An 18,402-nucleotide genomic window follows, 5' to 3' on the forward strand; every position below is an offset into this window, starting at 1 on the left:
TCATGGGCGGCGGCGGCAGGCCGCGGCCCTTGCGGAAACCATCCTGCCCCGCTGTCGCGCGGGGCGGCGCAGATATATGTGCCCACCGGAAGCAAAGCGGAACGAGGAATTCCGCCCGTTGTCAGATCCGACGGTAGCTCGTGAAGAGGAACCCGGCCTCCTCCAGCACCAGCGCGGGCGCGAACCGGTGCGGGACGGCCACGGAGGGCCCTCCGGCGATCCGCTGGGCACCCCCCGCCGTGAGCATCGGCGACACGGTCAGGCACAGCTCGTCCAGCACCCCCGCCGCGACGAACTGGCCCAGCAGCCGAGGCCCGCCCTCCGTGAGCTGGCGGCGCAGCCCGCGGGCCGCCAGCTCGCGCACCGCGCGCGCCGGGTCCACGGCCGCCCCGTCGCCCGCGACCACGACCTCGACGCCCGCCCGCCCGGCCTCCGCCACCCGTTCGGCCGGAGCCCCGGCGCCCGTCACGACGAGTGTCGGCACCAGCGGGGAGGCGAACAGCGGCAGCGAGAAGTCCAGGTCCATCCCGGAGGTGACGACGGCGATCGCCGGCGCCGGGCCCTGCCCGGCCGCCGCCCGGCGGGCCGCGAAGGCCTCACGGGCGCGGGCCGGCCGGTACCCCTCCTGGCGAACCGTTTCCGCTCCGGCGATCACCACGTCCGCCAGGGCCCGCAGCGTGCCGAAGATCCGCATGTCGGTCTCGCCGGAGATCGGCTGGGAGCGCCCCTCGTGCTGCGCCGCCCCGTCGAGCGTGGAGACCATGTTGGCCCGCAGCCAGTGCCCGTCCGGCCCGATCGGCGGATACGCGTACGCCTCCGCGAGCTCGTCCAGCGACCACTCTCGGTCACCGGCGTCCGGCGCGGGCCCGGCGGAGTCCGCGGGGCGGGATGTCTGATCGGTCACAGGGAACAGGCGTCGCATCGGTGCAGTGTGCCACGCCCCGTAGAGTTAAGAGCTGTGTCAACCTCACTCTCCGCCGCCGGTTCCACCCACGGGCGCCACCCGGCCGCCGACGCCGGCCCGCAGGCCCTCTGCGCACGCGAGCCCCGGGTGCCCGCCGAGCGGCTGGTGGCCGAGATGGTGCCGCCGCCGCGGTTCGACTCGGTGCGCTTCGACACGTACAACCCGGACCCCGCCCAGCCCAGCCAGGCCGAGGCTGTCGGCGTCCTCGCCGACTTCGCCTCCGGCCTCGGCGGCGCGCACGCCACCGGCTCCGGCAAGCGGCGCTGGTTCGGCCGCGCACCGAAGGCCGCCGCACCGTCCGGCCCGCGCGGGGTCTACCTCGACGGCGGGTACGGCGTCGGCAAGACGCACCTGCTGGCCTCGCTGTGGCACTCCACCCCGGCCGAACCCGCCCTGAAGGCCTTCGGCACCTTCGTGGAGCTCACCAACCTGGTCGGCGCACTCGGCTTCCAGCAGACCGTGCAGACCCTCGGCGGGCACCGGCTGCTGTGCATCGACGAGTTCGAACTCGACGACCCCGGCGACACCGTGCTGGTGTCCTCGCTCCTCAGCCGCCTCGTCGAGCAGGGCGTGGCCCTCGCCGCCACCTCGAACACCCTGCCCGGCAAGCTCGGCGAGGGCCGCTTCGCCGCCGCGGACTTCCTCCGCGAGATCCAGGGCCTGTCGGCGCACTTCCGGCCGCTGCGCATCGACGGCCAGGACTACCGCCACCGCGGCCTGCCCGAGGCCCCCGCCCCCTTCTCCGACGAGCAGGTGGCCAAGGCCGCGTACGCCACGGAGGGCGCGAGCCTGGACGACTTCCCCGGGCTGCTGGAACACCTGGCGAAGGTCCACCCCAGCCGGTACGGCGCCCTCACCGACGGCATCACCGCCGTCTGCCTCACCGGCGTCGTCCCCGTGCCCGACCAGTCGACGGCGCTGCGCCTGGTCGTCCTCGCGGACCGGCTCTACGACCGCGAGATACCCGTGCTCGCGTCCGGCGTCCCCTTCGACCGGCTGTTCGGCGACGACATGCTGAACGGCGGGTACCGCAAGAAGTACTTCCGCGCCATCTCCCGGCTCACCGCGCTGGCGCGCGACGCGAAACCCCTGGTGTCCCAGTAGGTTTGGGGGCGCCGGGCGCCGTCGAGGCACCCGGCCGCTCCCCCATCCGCGAAGGGATACAGAGAACATGGCCACCACGCGCCACGCACACACCGTCTGGGAAGGCAACCTGCTGGAGGGCAAGGGTGTCGTCACCCTCGACTCCTCGGGCCTCGGCTCCTACGACGTCTCCTGGCCCGCCCGGGCCGAGGCCCCGAACGGCAAGACCAGCCCGGAGGAGCTGATCGCGGCCGCGCACTCCAGCTGCTTCTCGATGGCCCTGTCGCACGCCCTGGCCGGCAAGGGCACCCCGCCCGCCCGCCTGGAGACCAAGGCCGACGTCACGTTCCAGCCCGGCGAGGGCATCACCGGCATCCACCTGACGGTGGAGGGCGAGGTCCCGGGCCTGGACGCGGAGGGCTTCGAGGCGGCCGCACAGGACGCCAAGAAGAACTGCCCGGTGAGCCAGGCCCTCACGGGCACCACCATCACCCTGAGCGCCAAGCTCGCCTGACGGGCGGCGCCCGCCGCCCGCCGGGGCGCCGGGCTCGCCTGGGTGCGGTTCGTGCGGGCGCAGCTCGTACGAGCGCACAAGCGTAAGAGCCAGGCGTACGAGGCCCCCTGGCCCGGGAGCCGTGAGGCGGCGGGAACACCGCCCCCCGGCTCCCGGGAGGCCCGGACGGACGTCCGCCGCCTCCGGACTGCCGGGCAGCCCGCCGCGGGCACACCGCCTCCGCCACCGGACAGCCCGGGAACGGTGCACCCACCCCGACCACCGGGGGCGCGGCGCACCGACGGCGGGGGTGGTGCGGGCGGGGGCCGGTCGGGCGGGGTCTGGAAGGCGTCGGCGGGAGCCGGATGGTCGGGAGCCATGTGGCTCGGGGTCGGGTGGTGCCGGGGGTGTCCCGGCAGCCGATTGTCCTTCCGGTGCGGGCCGTCCTGTAAAGGGCGCTCCCGTTGGTCGCGTCGCTGCGCGATGGCCCTTGCGGGCCACCCTGGACAGGACGGCCCGCCCCGGAACGCCAACAAGCTGCCGGGAAGCCCCCAGGGGAACGGCCTGGAGGGACCGTCACCTACCGGGCGGATCAGAGCCGCTGCCCTCCCGCCCCGGCCGCCGCATCCGTCCCACCGGCATCAGCAGACCCGCCAGCGGGAGCCCGGTTGGCTCTGACCGCACGAAACGACGTCCAGAGCATCATCCGCGGACAGGAGCGCACCGGATCGCTACGTACGCGCCCTCGGCTCAGCGCCCGGCGGCCGTCAGGGGCGGGGGTGGCGCGGCGGATCGTTACGGGGACGCCGTCGGCTCGGCGGCTGACCGCCGGACCTCTGGATCGCCGGATCATGGCGGTGGGCGGGGCGGATGCGTTCGTCCTGCGGCCGGAGGCCGATATGGGAGGAGCAGGGAGTGGGCTGGGGCGCTTCGCGCCCCGCGACGGCCCGGTGTCGCGCAGGGGTGAGGAGGGCGAAGCGGGCCGGGGCGCTTCGCTGCCCATGACGACGGCCGATGGCCGCGGAGCTGAGGGTGCCCACGTAGCGATCTGCCGCGCGCCCCAGCCCCTGACCGCCGCCGGACGCTGAGCCGAGGACGCCCACGTAGCGATCCGACGCGCTCCTGTCTGCGGATGATGCTCTGGACATCGTTTCCCGACGTCACAGCCCAACCCGGCTTCCGTCGGCGGGTCGGCTGATGCCGGTGGGGCGAAAGGGGCCTGCGGGGCGGGAGGGAAAGGGCTCTGATGGCCCTGAATGGTCCACGTACCCCCAGGCCGTTCCCCTGGGGGCGTCCCGGCAGAAAAAAATGCCTCCGGGGCGGGTCGGTCGGTCAAGGGTGGCCCGCCAGGGCCATCGCGCAGCGACGCGCCCAACGGGCGCGCCCTTGAGGGACCGGCCCGCCCCGGACACCATCAACTGCCCGGGACACCCCCAGTACCACTACCGACCCCGACCCATCGACTCCCGCCCACCCCGCCCCCCGCCTCGCGCTTCCGGTGCCGACTGGTCGGCTCCCCGCCCCCCTCCCGCCGCCTCCAACCGTTGCCGACCCGCCGGCTCCCGCCCGCCCCCACCCCTGCCCCGCCCCGCCCCCACCCCGCACCGCCGCCGGGGTGACCGCGGCGGCCGGGCCGGGCCCGGCAGGACCCGGCGGGGTGGGGCGGCGTGGTACCACGGGCGCGTCAACTCCCGCCGCCTGCACCGGGGAGCCGCCCCATGTCCGTCAGCCGTCGCAGTCTGCTCGCCGCCGCGGGTGTCAGCTTCACCGGAGCGCTCGGTGCACTGTTCGCCGCCGGCCCGCGGGTCGCCGCCGCCCGGCGGGGCGGCGGGTACGGGCCGCTGCTGCCCGACCCGTACGGGCTGCTCGACCTGCCCGCCGGCTTCGCCTACCGGGTCCTGTCCCGCGCCGGCGAGCCGCTGCGCTCCGGGGAGGGGCCCGTACCGGGCAACTGCGACGGCATGGCCGCCTTCGCCGGGTCCTCCGGCGCCGTGCGCCTGGTCCGCAACCACGAGAACGGGCCCGCCGCCGCCCTGCGCGTTCCCCCCGTGCCCGGTCTCGTGTACGACCCGGCCGCGCGCGGCGGCTGCACGGTCCTCGACCTGGCGCCGGACGGCCGGGTCACCGCCGAGCGCGTCGCCCTCGCCGGGACCGCCGTGAACTGCGCGGGCGGCCCCACCCCGTGGGACACGTGGCTGAGCTGCGAGGAGACCGAGGACCGCGCGGGCACCTCCGGCTACGCCGAGGACCACGGCTGGGTCTTCGAGGTCGACCCCACCGACCCGCTCCGCTCGGGCGCCGTCCCGCTGACGGCGATGGGCCGGTTCGCGCACGAGGCGGTCGCCGTCGACCCGGCCACCGGCATCGTGTACGAGACCGAGGACGCCTTCGTCGAGCCGTTCGGCCTCTTCTACCGCTTCCTGCCCGCCCGCCCGCTCGGCGGACCCGGCTCCCTGCGGGCCGGCGGAACCCTCCAGGCGCTGCGCGTGCGCGGGGTGCCGGACCTGTCCGCGGTGGACGAGCCCGGCACCGAACTCCCGGCCGAGTGGGTACCCGTACCGGACCCGGCGGCGGCCGGCACCCCGATCCGGTTCCAGGACTTCGGGCCGGGCGGCATCACGCACGCGCAGAAGCTGGAGGGCTGCTACTGGGGCGGCGGCGGGGTCCACTTCGTCTCCAGCTTCGCCCGCAGCGCCGAGGGGTCGGCCGCCGACCACCACGGCCAGGTGTGGTTCCACGACCCGCGGCGCGCCGTGATCCGCCTGGAGGTCCTGTTCGGGCCGGCGGCGGGGGCCGTCCTGCCCGGTGACTCCCCCGACAACATCTGCCTGGCCCCGGGTGGCGGGCTGATGGTGTGCGAGGACGGCGGCGGCGCCCAGTACGTCTTCGGGGTCACCCGCGGCGGCGAGGTGTACCCGGTGGCCCGGAACGCCGACGACATCGGCGGGCCGGGCGCGCCGGAGTGGGGCGAGTTCGCCGGCGTCACCTTCTCGCCCGACGGGCGCGCCATGTTCGTCAACGCCTACACCCCGGGGACGACTTTCGCGGTGACCGGCCCCTGGCACTGAGCCTCCCCGCCCCCGGCCTCCCCGTCCCCGCACCCCGGTGCCCGTCCCGTCCCGGGCGCCGCGGAGCCCCCGCGGCCGCGGGCCGGCGGGGCGAATCACCCTGCCGGCCCCCGTGGTGTGACCATCCGACCATCAGATCGTCATATATTTTGCGGGCGTGACCCTTTCTGTGCGCAATGCGGCGGCCGCGGCCGCCCTCGGCGCCGCCCTGTGCGCCGCCCTTTCCGGCTGCGGAGGCGGCGGCGCCGCGTCCGGTACCGCCGGCCAGGCCCGTCTGGGCACGCCCGCCGCCCCGCCCGCGGCCTCCTCACCCGCCTCCCCCGCCTCCTCCCCGGCGGCGGCCCCGCCGGGCTCCCCCGCCGTCGGCCACGGCCCCGGCAAGGCCCCCACCCTGGCACCGGGCCCGAACGGGCTGACCCCCGTCTTCGAGCGGGCCCGGCAGCAGACCGAGAAGACCGTCGCCCTGACCTTCGACGCCGACATGACGGCCGACCAGGGGCCGCGCGCCGCGGCCGGGGAGCGCTTCGACAACCCCGGACTCATCAGCACCCTGAAAACGCTCAACGTGCCCTCGACCGTCTTCATGACCGGCCGCTGGGCCGAGGAGTACCCCGACCAGGCCAAGGCCATCGGCACCGACCCCGTCTTCGAGGTCGCCAACCACTCCTACAGCCACCACGCCTTCACGTCCCCCTGCTACGGGCTCCCCGCGCTCGACAGCGCGGCCGCCCGCGCCGACGTCGACCGGGCCTTCGCCGCGTTCCGCAAGGCCGGCGCGGTCAACACCGTCCCCTACTTCCGCTTCCCCGGCGGCTGCCACGACGAGCGGGCGCTGCGCGCCCTGGCGGGATCCGGGGTGACGGCCGTGCAGTGGGACGTCGTCAGCGGCGACGCCTTCGCCAAGGACCCGGATGCGGTGGCCGCGCAGGTCCTTGCCGGGGTCAGGCCCGGCTCGGTGGTGGTCATGCACTGCACGCGCAGCGCCGCCCCGGTCACCGAGGAGGCCGTCCGCAAGATCGTGCCGGAGCTCCGCAAGCGCGGCTACCGCTTCGTGAAGGTCTCCGAGCTCGTCGGAACCTGACGGGGCCGCCCCCGACACGCGTCCACGGGTCAGGGAGCCGGTCGCGAGGCCCTCGGCGTCCGGCCCGTCACCCCCGGGGGCCGCCGGAGGGTCCCCGCGGCCCCGGCAGCGGTGCGCGCCAGGGGCCCGGGACCCGGCCGGGCCGGTCAGGTGAGGGCGGCCAGAGCGGCGTCGAGGCGGGCGGCGGCCTCGTCGGCGACGGGTTCGAGGGCGGGCAGTCCGCTCAGGGTGACCATGGTGTTCGGGTCCAGGGCCTGGACGAGGGTGGTGTCGCCGTCGGCGCGGACGACGACGTTGCAGGGCAGGAGCAGGCCGATGCTGCGGTCTGCTTCGAGGGCCCGGTGGGCCAGCGGCGGGTTGCAGGCGCCGAGGATCAGGTAGTCCTCCATGTCGTGGCCGAGCTTGGCCTTGAGGGTGGCCTTGACGTCGATTTCGGTGAGGACACCGAAGCCCTGGTCGGCCAGGGCCTTGCGGACGGCGGTGACGGCGGTGTCGAAGCCGGCGTCGAGGCGGACGGTGCGGTCGTAGGACACGGACACTCCCCACTGGTTCGGAATGAGTGATTCCTCTTTACCCCGGCGGGTACCCGCATGAGGCGGGGCAATGCCGGTGCGGGGCGCTTCCGTCCGTACGGAATACCCCCCCGGGTATGAATGCTAGGGTAGGTATCCGATACCCCCCGGGGTACACCGTCAAGAGGAGTCGTAGCCGTGTTCTTCGTCGACACCCTGGAATTCGAGGGCCTGGGCAACCGCAGCTACCTGGCCGGCGGGCCCGATGCGGCAGTGGCCATCGACCCGCCGCGCGACATCGACCAGGTCATCGCCGCAGCGGCCCGGCGCGGGGTGCGCATCGCCTACGTCGCCGAGACCCACGTGCACAACGACTACATCACCGGCGGCCTGGAGCTGGCCCGCGTCACCGGCGCCCGGTACCTGGTGCCGGCCGGGGCGCGGGTGGCCTTCGCCCGCACCCCGGTCGCCGACGGCGACACCGTGGCGGTCGACGAGGGCCTCACCCTGCGGGCGATCGCCACTCCCGGCCACACCCCGCACCACACCGCCTACGCCCTCGCCGAGGACGGACGCGGGGTGGCCGCGTTCACCGGCGGCTCGCTGCTGATCGGCAGCGTGGGCCGCCCGGACCTCGTCGAGCCGCGGCTGACCGAGCAGCTGGCCCGCGCCCAGCACGCCTCCGCACACCGGCTGGCCGACGAGCTGGACGACGAGGTGCCGGTGCTGCCCACACACGGGTTCGGCAGCTTCTGCTCTTCCTCGCAGGCCGAGGGGGACGCGACCACGATCGGCAAGGAGCGCGAGACCAACGACGCCCTGACCCTGGACGTGGACACCTTCGTCGCGCAGATGCTCGCCGGGCTGGACGACGTGCCCGCGTACTACGCGCACATGGGCCCGGCCAACGCCGCCGGTCCCGCGCCGCTCGACCTGACCCCGCCCCGGCGCGCGGACGGCGGGGAGATCGCTGCCCGGCTGGCCGCGGGCGAGTGGGTGGTGGACCTGCGCAGCCGCATGGCGTTCGCCGAGGGGCACGTGGCCGGGTCGTTCAACTTCGAGGGCGACGGCAAGCTCGCCACGTACCTGGCCTGGCTGATCCCGTGGGGCAAGCCCGTCACCCTGCTCGCCGACACTCCTCGGCAGGTCGCCGACGCGCAGCGCGAGCTGGCCCGCGTGGGCATCGACCGCCCGGCCGCCGCCGCCACCGGCGACCCGGCCGGCTGGGTCCGCGCCGGCGAGCGGCTCGCCTCCTTCCCCCGCGCCCGCTTCGCCGACCTCGCCCGGGTGCGCGAGCGCGGCGACGACGTGGTCGTCCTGGACGTGCGGCGGAACTCCGAGCGCGCGGGCGGCTTCATCGACGGCTCGGTCCACATCCCGATCCACGAGCTGCACGGCCGCATCGGCGCCGTGCCGGAGGGGACGGTGTGGGTGCACTGCGCCGCCGGGATGCGCGCGGCGATCGCCGCGTCCCTGCTGGATGCCGCAGGCCGGGACGTGGTCGCCGTCGACGACGACTTCACCGCCGCCGACCAGGCCGGCCTTCCCCTCACCCGCCCCGGCCACACCGGCCGCACCGGCTGACCCGCCCTGCCCGCCCTGCCCGCCCCGCACCGCCCACCCCGCACCGCCCGCACGAAAGTGATCAGACGATGTTCTCGCTCCTCCGCCGCGGCCCCGGCCGCCTCACCCCCAGTCAGGCCCACCAGCGCACCGGTGACGGCCGGGCCGTGCTGCTGGACGTCCGCGAAGCACCGGAGTGGGAAGCCGGGCACGCACCCGACGCGCTGCACCTGCCGCTGTCCCGCCTGACGGCCGGGGCACCGCTCCCGGCCTCCGCCCAGGGCAGGCCGGTCGTGGCGATCTGCCGCTCCGGCCACCGCTCCCGGCAGGCCGCCAGGCTCCTGGCCGACCGCGGCATCGAGGCCACGGACGTCACCGGCGGCATGACCGCCTGGGCCCGTGAGGGGCTGCCGGTCACCGGCGGCCAGGGCGGCGGCGGTGTCATAGCGTGAGCGCGCTGCTCCTGGCCCTGGCCGCCGGGGCAGTGGTCGGGCTCGCGCTCGGCGCGCTCGGCGGAGGCGGCAGCGTCCTCGCCGTCCCCGCGCTGATCTACCTGCTCGGCTTCACCCCGGCCGCCGCCACCACGGCCGCCCTGATCATCGTCACCGCCACCTCGCTCACCGCCCTGTACGCCCACGCCCGCACCGGCAACGTCCGCTGGAAAGCCGGTGCCCTGTTCGCCGCGGCCGGACTCCTGCCCGCCGCCGCGGCCGGGGCCGCCGCATCCCGCCTGCCGCAAGCGCTGCTGACCGCCGCGTTCGCCGCCGTCGCGGCCCTCGCCGCCGTACGGATGCTGCGGCCCGGCCGCAGCGGCGGCGACGGCACCACCGCGGTACGGCCGGCGAAGGCGGCCGGGACCGGGGCCGGCCTGGGGGCACTGACCGGGCTGCTCGGCGTCGGCGGCGGCTTCCTCGCCGTCCCCGCCCTGGTCGGCGTCCTCGCCCTCGAAATGCAGGCAGCGGTCGGCACCAGCCTGCTGGTCATCTCCGCGAACTCCGTCGCCTCCCTGGCCACCCGGGGCGCCACCACCGCAGGCATCGACTGGGCGCTCGTCGGCCCCTTCGCCGGCGCCGCGATCCTCGGCGCCTGGGACGGCAAACGCCTGGCCTCCAAGGTCACCGGCACCCTGCTGCAACGCGCCTTCGCCGCCGTCCTGCTGGCCGTGGCCGCCTTCATGCTCGCCGACGCCCTCACCTGACACCCCCCGCATCGCCGAAGGCCCTCACCTGCCCACGGGTGAGCCTCAGGTCGCAGAACCGGCCGCCTCGGTGACCTCGCTGGGCCGGACGATGACGAAGCCCTCCCCCCGCAGCTCCAGCTGCACGGCCTCGCCGGAGCCGCCGCGCAGCATCGAGCCGACCGACTGGGAGCGGTGCAGGCCCGTCTCCAGCTGCGCGCTCCAGCCGACCACCGCGTCCGTGTCCACGTACACCGGGGAGGCGGCGGTGACGGGGATGACGATCGGGGCGCCGTCGCACACGACGGCGAGCTTCCCCGTCCCGGTGAAGAGGCTGTTGAACAGGCCGCCCCCGGTCATCCCGGCGCCCTTCACCATCCTTATCTCGTACGCGAGCGTGGAGTCGAAGCACAGCACGTTGCGGCCGTTGACGGTCAGGGCGTCGCCCGGCTCGAACTCGACGATGAAGCAGTTGCCGGCCCGGTGCGCGAACCAGGCCTCGCCCCGGCCGCGGACGGACATCAGCGGCAGCCCCTCGCCGGTGACGGCACGCTTGAGCATCCCGCCGATGCCCTGCCCCTTCCGCTCGAACCGCAGGTCGCCGCGGAAGGCGACCATCGAGCCCTGCCGGGCGAGCATCTCGCCGTCGACGGCGTACCGCACCGACTTGGCGTTCTGGAGGGCCATTCCGGGGGCGGCGGCAGGGCGGACAAGGGCATCGGAGGAGAACAGTTCGCTCTTCATGTACACGATCGTCGCCGGTGCCCCACCCCCGCGGCGTCCTCCTTACGGCGGAGCCTGGCATCCTTGGCGGGATGAGCAGCCAGCACACGCATCCTCCTGCAGACGTACCCGCGGTCGGCGCCGACAGCCCCTTCCGGCAGGGGCGCCTGCCCCGCGACGAGGCGCCGCAGTTCGTCCTGCCGCTGGTCGTGCGGATCGAGAAGGCCGAACCGCCCGCCCGTACGGACGCCTTGGAGACGGCCGCGCGCGCCGTACTGGTCCTGCTGGCGGACGAGCGGGCGCGCGACGGCGGCGAATGGGCCGAGGCCGTCCGCGACTGGCAGGACGCACGGATCCGCAAGGTGGTCCGCCGGGCCCGCGGCGCGGAGTGGCGCAAGGCGTGCGCACTGCCCGGCATCACGGTCGACGGCGGCACCGCGCAGGTAAGGGTCTTCCCGCCGGTCCCGCTGGACGGCTGGCCCAAGGAGCTCGCCAAACTCCAGGTGTCGGGCACCGACCTCGACGACCCCGCCCCGGTGCCGGCCGCCACCGCGGGCGTGCCGGTGCTGTGGCTCAACCCGGACCTGGAGATGTCCGCCGGCAAGACCATGGCCCAGGCCGGGCACGCGGCGCAGCTCGCCTGGTGGGACCTGACCGCCGCGGAGCGCGCCGCCTGGCAGGACTCCGGCTTCCGCCTGGAGGTCCGCACCGCCGCCCCCGACCAGTGGCCGGCCCTCACGACCGGCGGCCTCCCGGTGGTCCGCGACGCGGGCTTCACCGAGATCGCCCCCGGCTCCGCGACGGTGGTCGCCGACCACCCGTCCCTCCGCTCCCGCCTCTGACGGGGCGGAGGGCGGGCTGCCCGGCTCCGGCGGCGCGACAGGGGCCCCGCTCCGGCCCGGCGCAGCCCCTACGCCTTCCGGGCGCCGACCGAGCGCGCCCGCGAGGAAGTCGGCGATGCGGTCCGTCATGGCCCGGACGGAGGCGGCCTGCGCCCGCCCGATCCGGACCGTGCCCTTGCCGGGCCGTACCGGGTCGGGAGTGTCGGCGCCCGCGAGATCGGGAAACGCGGGGATCGCCAGGGCGGCCGAGAAGACGCCGGCCGCGAGGATGCCGCGCCGGGACGGGTCCATGTCGGCCTTCCCCGGATCGACGAGTTCGCGGACGGTGTCCGCCTCCTCCTCCCCGGGCGGCGGCTTCAGCCCCGCCTCGGAATACGTGACAGCGGCCGCTGCTGCTGATGGGATTCCGTTCGTCAGCCCGCTGACGGGCGGCTGCTACGACGCCGCCGGCTTCTTGATCGCCACGCACGGGCCGTTCATCACCTCCGCCATCACCGCCTACATCGGCGGCGACGGCGTCCACCCGACCGACGCCGGACACGTGTGCCTCGCCCGCCGGATCGTCGCCGCGATCCAGGAACTGATGCCCCACTGCACAGCGCCCCCTCTCGGCCTTCGGGCCGGGAGGGCGCGTTTTCGTGCGTCTGGGCTCAGTTCGTCTCGCCGATGGCTGCCCGCAGCCAGTCGAGGGTGCCCTGCCCAAGGAGCTCGTCTGCCAGCCTCTGCCCCGTCTCGGTCGTGAGCCGGGCTCGGCTGTTGTCGATCCACCGCTGTGCGGCCTGGTACCCCTGGGCCTTGTACTCGATGCCTTGGAGCATGCACTCCAACTTGTCGGCGTCACGTGCGCAGATCGCTTCGGGAGAGCCCTTCGCCTCGTACTCAGCGACCAGATCCTGAATCGTAGACGCCAGCACTTCGGGCATGCCGGCCGTCTGGTCGGCCGTTACAGCCTCAGGGTCAGCACTGGACGCGTACTTCTTCCCGAGGTGGTTCACGTCCCCCGTGCGGGTCTCCTGGGTGTCGTGCCAGACGGCGAGGAACGCGGCGCGCGCAGGGTCAGCGCCTTCCAGCTTTGCGATGATCGACGCGATGAGCGAGGTACGCCAGGAGTGTTCAGCAACGCTCTCCGGATCATTGATCCCAGCCATCCACCAGCCCGTGCGGCGTGTGTGCTTGAGCGTGCCGGCTTCGTAGAGGAAGCGGGCCACCGCGGACAGGTCGTCAGCCACTGTATCTCTCCTTCACGCCTCGGCGAGGCGGATCGCGTACCGGATGCCTTCCAGCTCTCGACGCGCGCGCGTCCAGGGCTCAGTGCCATCCAACAGCACAGGGAGCCGGTCGCGGAGGGCGCGCCCTGTGGCAGAGGTCGCACGCAGAAGAGTGGGGCGCGCGGCAAGCAGGGCCCAGAGAGTGTGGAGGTTGAGGTCGAAGAAGCCCTGATGCGGCACGAGGCCGTTCACGAGGTGCTGGAGCAGCTTGTGGCCATGCCAAGGCGCGCTGTGCGTGGCGATGAAGTCGTCCGAGATTTGGATGTGTGTGCTTTCGCCGATCCAGTACGCCCAGTAGTTCAGGTTTGCTGCTTCGCCCGCGTCATCGTCCAGCGTGGTGGAGATGAAGTGCTGCATGCGGTCCCGATCGCCCTGGCGGGCAGCAACTGCGGCAACGGACCGGGCAGCGAGCCACTGGGTGAGCCAGTCCCCTGGCCGCTCTGCACGCTGCTGCTGTGCGAGCCATTCCGAGGTATCCGGGGCATCGTCGTACCCGGCGAGGTAGAGGGCCTGACGGCGTCGGAGAAACTGGCCCGGCCCCGCCTCCTCGGCGGTCCGGCGCATGCACCGGAAGAATCGGCGGCGGTCGCCCACTGATAGTTCTGGCCCCCTGGGCGCGGGGCCTCGCCTTGGCTTTGACGGGGCCTGGAGGGCGCGCATCGGCTCTGGAGTTACCCCGGTCAAAGGCCAAGCCAGCACCTCGACGAGGTCACGCTGCATCACCCACGCTCCAAGGGGGCTGTCACCTGTGGGCCCGTCGTCAGTGAGCGCACTCGCCAGTAGGACATCCGCTTCCAACGCCTTCTCAAGCGCAAGGAGCAGTCCAGGGCTCACGCCCATGCGCATGAGCCGGTGGCGGTGTACCAGCATCTGGCCGACAGCCAGTGACGTGAGAGGCCGCCGACCTGACTCCCATCCAGCCACGGTATCCGGCGAGACATGGAAGACCTCGGCCAGGGACTCCTGGGTGTGGTCCAGCTGCTCTCGGATCACGCGAAAAACGTAGCCGGACACTATGCCGCCGCGGGGACGATGTTGGGATCCCTGACCGCGGGTCAGGGTGCCGGTGGCATTGCTGTCCATGCTGCCCCTCCAGCCTGCGCACTGCGTCCAAAGTACCCGTACTGAGGGTCACTTCGGCCGACGCAGGCCGAATCCTACGCTGCTCTCACCACCCGCTGACGACGGTAGGGAGCACCGCCATGGCAGCCCGCTACACCCTGACACCCAGCCCCGAGCGTGTCGGCACGTCCGTGCCGCATGCCTGGCTCGGCCGGGACGTGCAGGACCTCCTCGACGGCAGGTGCGGCACCCTCATGGACGTCTGTGTCGAAGAGAACCAGTACGGCCTGCGCTACGACGCCGCGTACATCCGTGGCGCGGACGCCCGCGAGTTCGTCATCCCCGTCACACAGATGCGGCTGGTCTCGTGCTGACGCAGGGCACCGTATGCGCCGACATGCCGCTGCCGGCGTTCTCCGACCTGACGATCGAGCAGGCCCGCGGCAAGGCCTGCGTCGCCTGCGGCAAGCTGCTCGGCCTGGGCCGCATTTACCGGGGCCCGATCCTCGGCTACGACGGCCCGATGCTCCTCGACGTCGACGTCTGGTCCTGCCCGCCCCCGGCGGCCGGGCGATGACCGCGGCGGGGCGGATCTGCGCCGTCTGCCAGCGGCCGGTGTTCGGCGACGCGATCCGCGTCATCCGAGACTCGGCATCGGGCGCCCGGCCGGACATGTGGGTGCACCCGGAATGCGACCGCGACCCGCTCCGCCCGCTGAAACCCCGGCCTCGGCGGGCGCGGTGACCGAGCGGGCACGGCAAGCCCTGTACGTCCTGATCGTCCTCAGCACCCTCGGCACCCTCGCCGTCTGCATCGCGCGCCCCTGAGACTCCCGGTCCGCCCCGCCCTCGCAGGGCAGGACCCGGCCCTTGCACCATCGGACCTCACACCAAGGCGATCCCATGACGTGCAACAACACCCCTCCCGGCGCCCCTCCGCCGCCCTGCACCGTGAAGCCGGCGGGCGGCGCCGCCCCCAGCCCGAGGCGCCTGCTGACCGACGCCCAGTTCAACGACGTCCGCGCCACCGTGCTCGACAACAACCCGGGCATGGCCCCGGACATGGCCACCCGCATCGTCGTCGAGGCGCTCAAGTTCGTCGTCGCCGCGAGCCTGTTCCCCACGGTGCGGATCGCCCCGACCCGCGAGGTCGACGAGGGCTGGCACGCCCTCATTCTCCACACCCACCTGTACGCGACGCTGTGCAGCCGGCTCGGCCGGACCGTCCACCACTACCCCGAGCGGCCGGACGAGTCCCGCCACGACCCCGACGTCCTGACCCGCACCGTGGCGCTGATCGAGCAGGCCGGGTACTCCCCGGACGCCGAGCTGTGGCCGGGGCCGGAGCGGTCCCTCGTGTCGGTGGCGGTGTCCTGCTCGCACACCCCGGTCCCGGGCGGGTGCGGGCCGATCCGCCCCGGCCAGTGCGCCACCCACGGCGGGGACGAATAGAGTCGCCGCACGCGAACGAGAGGTGAGGGCATGAACGCGGAAGACGTAGCCGAGCTGCATGCCACGATGCGGGCGTACGGGATCCCCGGCACGCTCGCGCCCGTGGATGCCGGAGACCCGGCCGGAGAGTGGCGGGTCCTCGACAGCGCGGGCCGGGACGTCACCGCCGGGACCCTCGCCGCCGCGGCGACCGCCCGCGCCCGACGGCCCGCCCGCGGGTTCGTCGTCGGGTAGCTGTCCCTCGCGGTCCAGCCCCGGCCGGAAGAGGGACGACCGGCCGGGGCTACTCGCGTACCCGCTCGGCAAGGGGGGAGACGCCGATCCCGTCGGCAATGGCCGCCGGCAGACGCACCCTGTGTGCTGTGCACCCCACCCTGCTGTCGACGAGTACAGGAACCCGGGACGCGAGCTGCTATCCCCTGGATCATGTAAATCGCAGTACAAGAGTTCTCCCGGGCGTGAGCGAGACCCCCCCCCGGCTCCACGACGGTGGTCGCCGACCACCCGTCCCCCCGCAGCCCGGGGGCCCGCTCCCCGGGCGGGGGCGGCCCCCGAGGGTCCCGCATCGGGTGCTTCGGCCTCCCGCCGGGCGGAACCTCAAATGTTGCTCTGAACGTCACCCCCGCTGGGTTGGCGCCGTGTGGGCGGGGCCATCAATCCGGCACACGGGCCGGTACGCCGGGCCGACGAACGGGGGGAGGGCGCGGGAACCATGGCGCAGCTGGGAGTGGGCATCGGGTGGCGGCCGGAGATCGCGGATGCGGTCGAGCGGCTGCCCGGCCTGGACTGGGTCGAGGTCGTCGCCGAGAACATCTGCCCCGGCCACCTGCCGGAGCCGTTGCAGCGGCTGCTCGACCGCGGTGTGCGCGTCGTCCCGCACGGGGTGTCGCTCGGCCTCGGCGGTGCGGAGCCGCCCGACGCGGGCCGGCTGGCCGCGCTGGCGGAGCGGGCGGTGGTGTTGGGGGCGCCACTGGTCACCGAGCACATCGCCTTCGTACGGACCGCTTCCCCGGCCCTGGAGGCCGGGCACCTGCTGCCCGTGCAGCGGACCCGGGACGCGCTCGACGTGCTGTGCGAGAACGTGCGGATCGCGCAGGAGGCGCTGCCCGTGCCGCTGGCGCTGGAGAACATCGCCGCGCTCGTACGCTGGCCGGGCGAGGAGCTGACGGAGGCGCAGTTCCTGGCGGAGCTGGTCGAGCGGACGGGCGTCCGGCTGCTCATCGACGTGGCGAACCTCCACACGAACCGCGTCAACCGCGGGGAGGACCCGGCCGCGGTGCTCGCGGCGGTCCCGCCGGAGGCGCTGGCGTACGTGCACGTCGCGGGCGGCGTCGAGCGGGACGGCGTGTGGCACGACACGCACGCCCACCCCGTGCCGCCGGCCGTGCTCGACATCCTGGCGGACCTGGCGGGCCGGATGCGGCCGACCGGGGTCCTGCTGGAGCGAGACGACGCCTTCCCTCCGGAGGAGGAGCTGGCCGCCGAGTTCGCGGCCATCCGCTCCACCCTGGAGGCCGCCGCGGCGGCGCCCGTCCTGGGCGGCGGGGGCGCGCCGGCCGGCGCCGTGCCCGGCGGCGTTCGCGGCGCTCGCGCGGCCGCCGGCGGGCTGTCCGCCGCGCGGACCCGGGTGGGGTTGGAGCAGGCCGCGCTGCTGTCCGCGCTCGTCGCCGGGACGCCCGTGCCCGAGGGGTTCGACCGGCGGCGGGTGCAGGTGCAGGCGCGGGCGCTGGCGGCCAAGCGGGCCGACATCGTCGCCAAGGTCGCGCCCGAACTGCCGAAGCTGCTCGGCGGGCGGAAGGCGTTCCGGGAGGCGTTCCTCGGGTATGCGCGCCACCGGCCGCTGCCCGGCGGCTACCGGCGGGACGCGCTCGACTTCGCCGAGCACCTGCTGGTCCGCGACCTGCCCGCCGACCCCGCCGCGCGGCGCCGGCTCACCGTCTGGTGGCGGGACCGCGCCGGGCCGAAGCCGCCGGGGCGGATCGTGCGCTGGGCCCGCGCTCTCACGGGGAGGGCGGCGTGACCGGGTCCGCCGTCGTCTGGCTGCCCGTCGCCGTCTCCAGCGTGCTGCTGGTGTGGGCGCTGCGGCGCACCCGGCCCCGTACCGGCGGAGAGCAGCCGCGGCTGCTGGACCTGTCGGAGGCGGCGTTCCTCACGGGCGGGCCCGGCGGGGTCGTCGACACCGCGCTCGTCGTGCTCCTCGGGGACGGCCGCCTGACCGCCGGCGGCCCCGGCATCGTGCAGGCGCGGCCCGGCGCCCCCGCTGCCGACACCGTCGAGCGGGCGGTGCTGCACGCCTGCGGGCAGGCGCCGTCCGGCCGGCTTTATCAGGTGCGGTACGCCGCCATGCGCGATCCGGCCGTGCAGGAGGTCGGGGACGGGCTGGCGGCCCGCGGGCTGCTGACCGCGCCGGGCCGGGGGCGCGGTGTGCGGGTGTGGGGTGTGGTGCAGGCCGCGGTGTGCGGGGTGCTGTTCCTGCTGTCGCTGCCGCTGGTGCTCTTCACGCTCGCGGTGTCGGGCGGCGGCGGGGTTCCGGCCGGGGTGTCGGTGCTGTTCGCGCTGCCGGCCGGCGCCGTGGTCGGGGCGGTCTGCGCGAGGCGGGCGGCGCGGCGTGTCACGCCGCGGGGGCGGCGGGCGCTCCGGGCGATGCGCGCCGTGTACGTGGGCGACGGCAGTCCGCAGGCGCAGACGGCCCTGTTCGGGCTGCGCACGCTGCGGGACCCGTACCTCGGGCCGCTGCTGGTTCCGGCGGCGCGGCAGGCGCGGCTGGCTGCGGCCCAGCACCGGGCTCAGGCCGGCCGGTCGGGCGGTGGAGGCGGCGGGAGTGACGGCTGCGGGTCGTCCGGCGCGGAGGCGGTGCCGGTCATGTGGTGCGCCGGATCCGCAGGCTCGGGCGGCGGCTCGGGCTGCGGGTCCTCCGGCGACGGCGGCTGGGGCGGTTCCGGGTGCGGGAGTTCGGGCGGATCGAGCTGCTCAAGCAGCTCCTCCTCGTCGAGCTGCTCAAGCAGCTCCTCCTCGTGAGGCCGGCCCCGCCGCATCCGGAGCCCGCGCCGGTGTCGCTGGACCACCGGGCGGAAGCGCCCCGGGCACCAGGCCCGGGGCGCTTCCGCCGGCAGTC

At 74.7% G+C, this 18,402-nt stretch carries 20 protein-coding genes; 15 read left to right on the forward strand and 5 right to left on the reverse strand.

Annotation, left to right across the window (positions count from 1 at the left end):
* Positions 1-121 precede the first annotated feature (121 nt).
* Positions 122-922: a pyrimidine reductase family protein gene (locus MUK52_RS06440; RefSeq protein WP_114054780.1), complete on the reverse strand. Its 801-nt coding sequence runs from the start codon at positions 920-922 to the stop codon at positions 122-124.
* Positions 923-1,051: 129 nt separating this feature from the next.
* Here MUK52_RS06440 and zapE point away from each other — a divergent pair, with 129 nt between their 5' ends.
* The 4 genes from zapE (at position 1,052) to MUK52_RS06460 (ending at position 6,689) form a co-directional block, all read left to right on the forward strand.
* Complete coding sequence (gene zapE / locus MUK52_RS06445) at positions 1,052-2,068, forward strand: cell division protein ZapE (RefSeq protein WP_502963620.1); 1,017 nt, start codon at positions 1,052-1,054, stop codon at positions 2,066-2,068.
* Positions 2,069-2,135: 67 nt separating this feature from the next.
* A complete protein-coding gene (locus MUK52_RS06450) occupies positions 2,136-2,561 on the forward strand; it encodes an OsmC family protein (RefSeq protein ID WP_114054778.1) in 426 nt (141 codons plus the stop codon).
* A 1,697-nt stretch (positions 2,562-4,258) separates the two neighbouring features.
* The gene (locus MUK52_RS06455) at positions 4,259-5,608 is read left to right on the forward strand and encodes an alkaline phosphatase PhoX (protein WP_284575005.1); all 1,350 of its coding nucleotides are present in this window, start codon (positions 4,259-4,261) and stop codon (positions 5,606-5,608) included.
* 157 nt (positions 5,609-5,765) lie between these two features.
* Positions 5,766-6,689 (forward strand): polysaccharide deacetylase family protein, encoded by a 924-nt coding sequence (locus MUK52_RS06460; protein WP_284575006.1) that lies wholly within the window; start codon positions 5,766-5,768, stop codon positions 6,687-6,689.
* A 146-nt stretch (positions 6,690-6,835) separates the two neighbouring features.
* Here the strand turns inward: MUK52_RS06460 and MUK52_RS06465 are convergent, their stop codons facing one another.
* Positions 6,836-7,222, reverse strand: a complete 387-nt coding sequence (locus MUK52_RS06465) for a DUF302 domain-containing protein (protein ID WP_114058543.1) — start codon at positions 7,220-7,222, stop codon at positions 6,836-6,838.
* Positions 7,223-7,399: 177 nt separating this feature from the next.
* Between MUK52_RS06465 and MUK52_RS06470 the strand changes: the two genes are divergently transcribed.
* The 3 genes from MUK52_RS06470 to MUK52_RS06480 all read left to right on the forward strand — a co-directional run bounded on the left by MUK52_RS06470 (position 7,400) and on the right by MUK52_RS06480 (position 9,962).
* On the forward strand, positions 7,400-8,785 hold the full coding sequence (locus tag MUK52_RS06470; protein WP_284575007.1) for an MBL fold metallo-hydrolase: 1,386 nt from the start codon (positions 7,400-7,402) through the stop codon (positions 8,783-8,785).
* 68 nt (positions 8,786-8,853) lie between these two features.
* Positions 8,854-9,216, forward strand: coding sequence for a rhodanese-like domain-containing protein (locus MUK52_RS06475; RefSeq protein ID WP_114054771.1), 363 nt, complete (start codon positions 8,854-8,856; stop codon positions 9,214-9,216).
* Positions 9,213-9,962, forward strand: coding sequence for a sulfite exporter TauE/SafE family protein (locus MUK52_RS06480; protein WP_114054770.1), 750 nt, complete (start codon positions 9,213-9,215; stop codon positions 9,960-9,962). Before MUK52_RS06475 ends, MUK52_RS06480 begins: the two co-directional genes overlap by 4 nt.
* A gap of 45 nt (positions 9,963-10,007) precedes the next feature.
* Here MUK52_RS06480 and MUK52_RS06485 read toward each other — a convergent pair whose 3' ends face one another.
* Positions 10,008-10,685: an AIM24 family protein gene (locus MUK52_RS06485; RefSeq protein ID WP_284575008.1), complete on the reverse strand. Its 678-nt coding sequence runs from the start codon at positions 10,683-10,685 to the stop codon at positions 10,008-10,010.
* A 71-nt stretch (positions 10,686-10,756) separates the two neighbouring features.
* Between MUK52_RS06485 and MUK52_RS06490 the strand changes: the two genes are divergently transcribed.
* Positions 10,757-11,506: an aminoacyl-tRNA hydrolase gene (locus tag MUK52_RS06490; RefSeq protein ID WP_114054769.1), complete on the forward strand. Its 750-nt coding sequence runs from the start codon at positions 10,757-10,759 to the stop codon at positions 11,504-11,506.
* 650 nt (positions 11,507-12,156) lie between these two features.
* On the opposite strand, the gene MUK52_RS06495 is transcribed toward MUK52_RS06490, so the two are convergent.
* Together MUK52_RS06495 and MUK52_RS06500 are read right to left on the reverse strand one after the other, a co-directional pair.
* Positions 12,157-12,735, reverse strand: coding sequence for an HD domain-containing protein (locus tag MUK52_RS06495; RefSeq protein ID WP_114054767.1), 579 nt, complete (start codon positions 12,733-12,735; stop codon positions 12,157-12,159).
* Positions 12,736-12,747: 12 nt separating this feature from the next.
* Complete coding sequence (locus tag MUK52_RS06500) at positions 12,748-13,857, reverse strand: helix-turn-helix domain-containing protein (protein ID WP_114054766.1); 1,110 nt, start codon at positions 13,855-13,857, stop codon at positions 12,748-12,750.
* A gap of 119 nt (positions 13,858-13,976) precedes the next feature.
* Between MUK52_RS06500 and MUK52_RS06505 the strand changes: the two genes are divergently transcribed.
* The 7 genes from MUK52_RS06505 (at position 13,977) to MUK52_RS06535 (ending at position 18,305) form a co-directional block, all read left to right on the forward strand.
* Positions 13,977-14,210, forward strand: a complete 234-nt coding sequence (locus MUK52_RS06505) for a hypothetical protein (RefSeq protein ID WP_114054765.1) — start codon at positions 13,977-13,979, stop codon at positions 14,208-14,210.
* Positions 14,211-14,233: 23 nt separating this feature from the next.
* Positions 14,234-14,413, forward strand: a complete 180-nt coding sequence (locus MUK52_RS06510) for a hypothetical protein (protein WP_162793149.1) — start codon at positions 14,234-14,236, stop codon at positions 14,411-14,413.
* A 112-nt stretch (positions 14,414-14,525) separates the two neighbouring features.
* Positions 14,526-14,663 (forward strand): hypothetical protein, encoded by a 138-nt coding sequence (locus MUK52_RS06515; protein WP_284575010.1) that lies wholly within the window; start codon positions 14,526-14,528, stop codon positions 14,661-14,663.
* A gap of 75 nt (positions 14,664-14,738) precedes the next feature.
* Positions 14,739-15,287 (forward strand): glycine-rich domain-containing protein, encoded by a 549-nt coding sequence (locus MUK52_RS06520; RefSeq protein WP_284575011.1) that lies wholly within the window; start codon positions 14,739-14,741, stop codon positions 15,285-15,287.
* 30 nt (positions 15,288-15,317) lie between these two features.
* On the forward strand, positions 15,318-15,521 hold the full coding sequence (locus MUK52_RS06525) for a hypothetical protein (RefSeq protein WP_284575012.1): 204 nt from the start codon (positions 15,318-15,320) through the stop codon (positions 15,519-15,521).
* Positions 15,522-15,999: 478 nt separating this feature from the next.
* Entirely contained in the window at positions 16,000-17,307 is a 1,308-nt protein-coding gene (locus MUK52_RS06530; protein ID WP_284575013.1) for an MbnB/TglH/ChrH family RiPP precursor modification enzyme, read from the forward strand.
* Complete coding sequence (locus tag MUK52_RS06535) at positions 17,304-18,305, forward strand: TIGR04222 domain-containing membrane protein (protein ID WP_284575014.1); 1,002 nt, start codon at positions 17,304-17,306, stop codon at positions 18,303-18,305. Before MUK52_RS06530 ends, MUK52_RS06535 begins: the two co-directional genes overlap by 4 nt.
* Positions 18,306-18,402: the final 97 nt, after the last annotated feature.

Source organism: Streptomyces sp. 2P-4 (assembly GCF_030167965.1).
Classification (GTDB): domain Bacteria; phylum Actinomycetota; class Actinomycetes; order Streptomycetales; family Streptomycetaceae; genus Streptomyces; species Streptomyces globosus_A.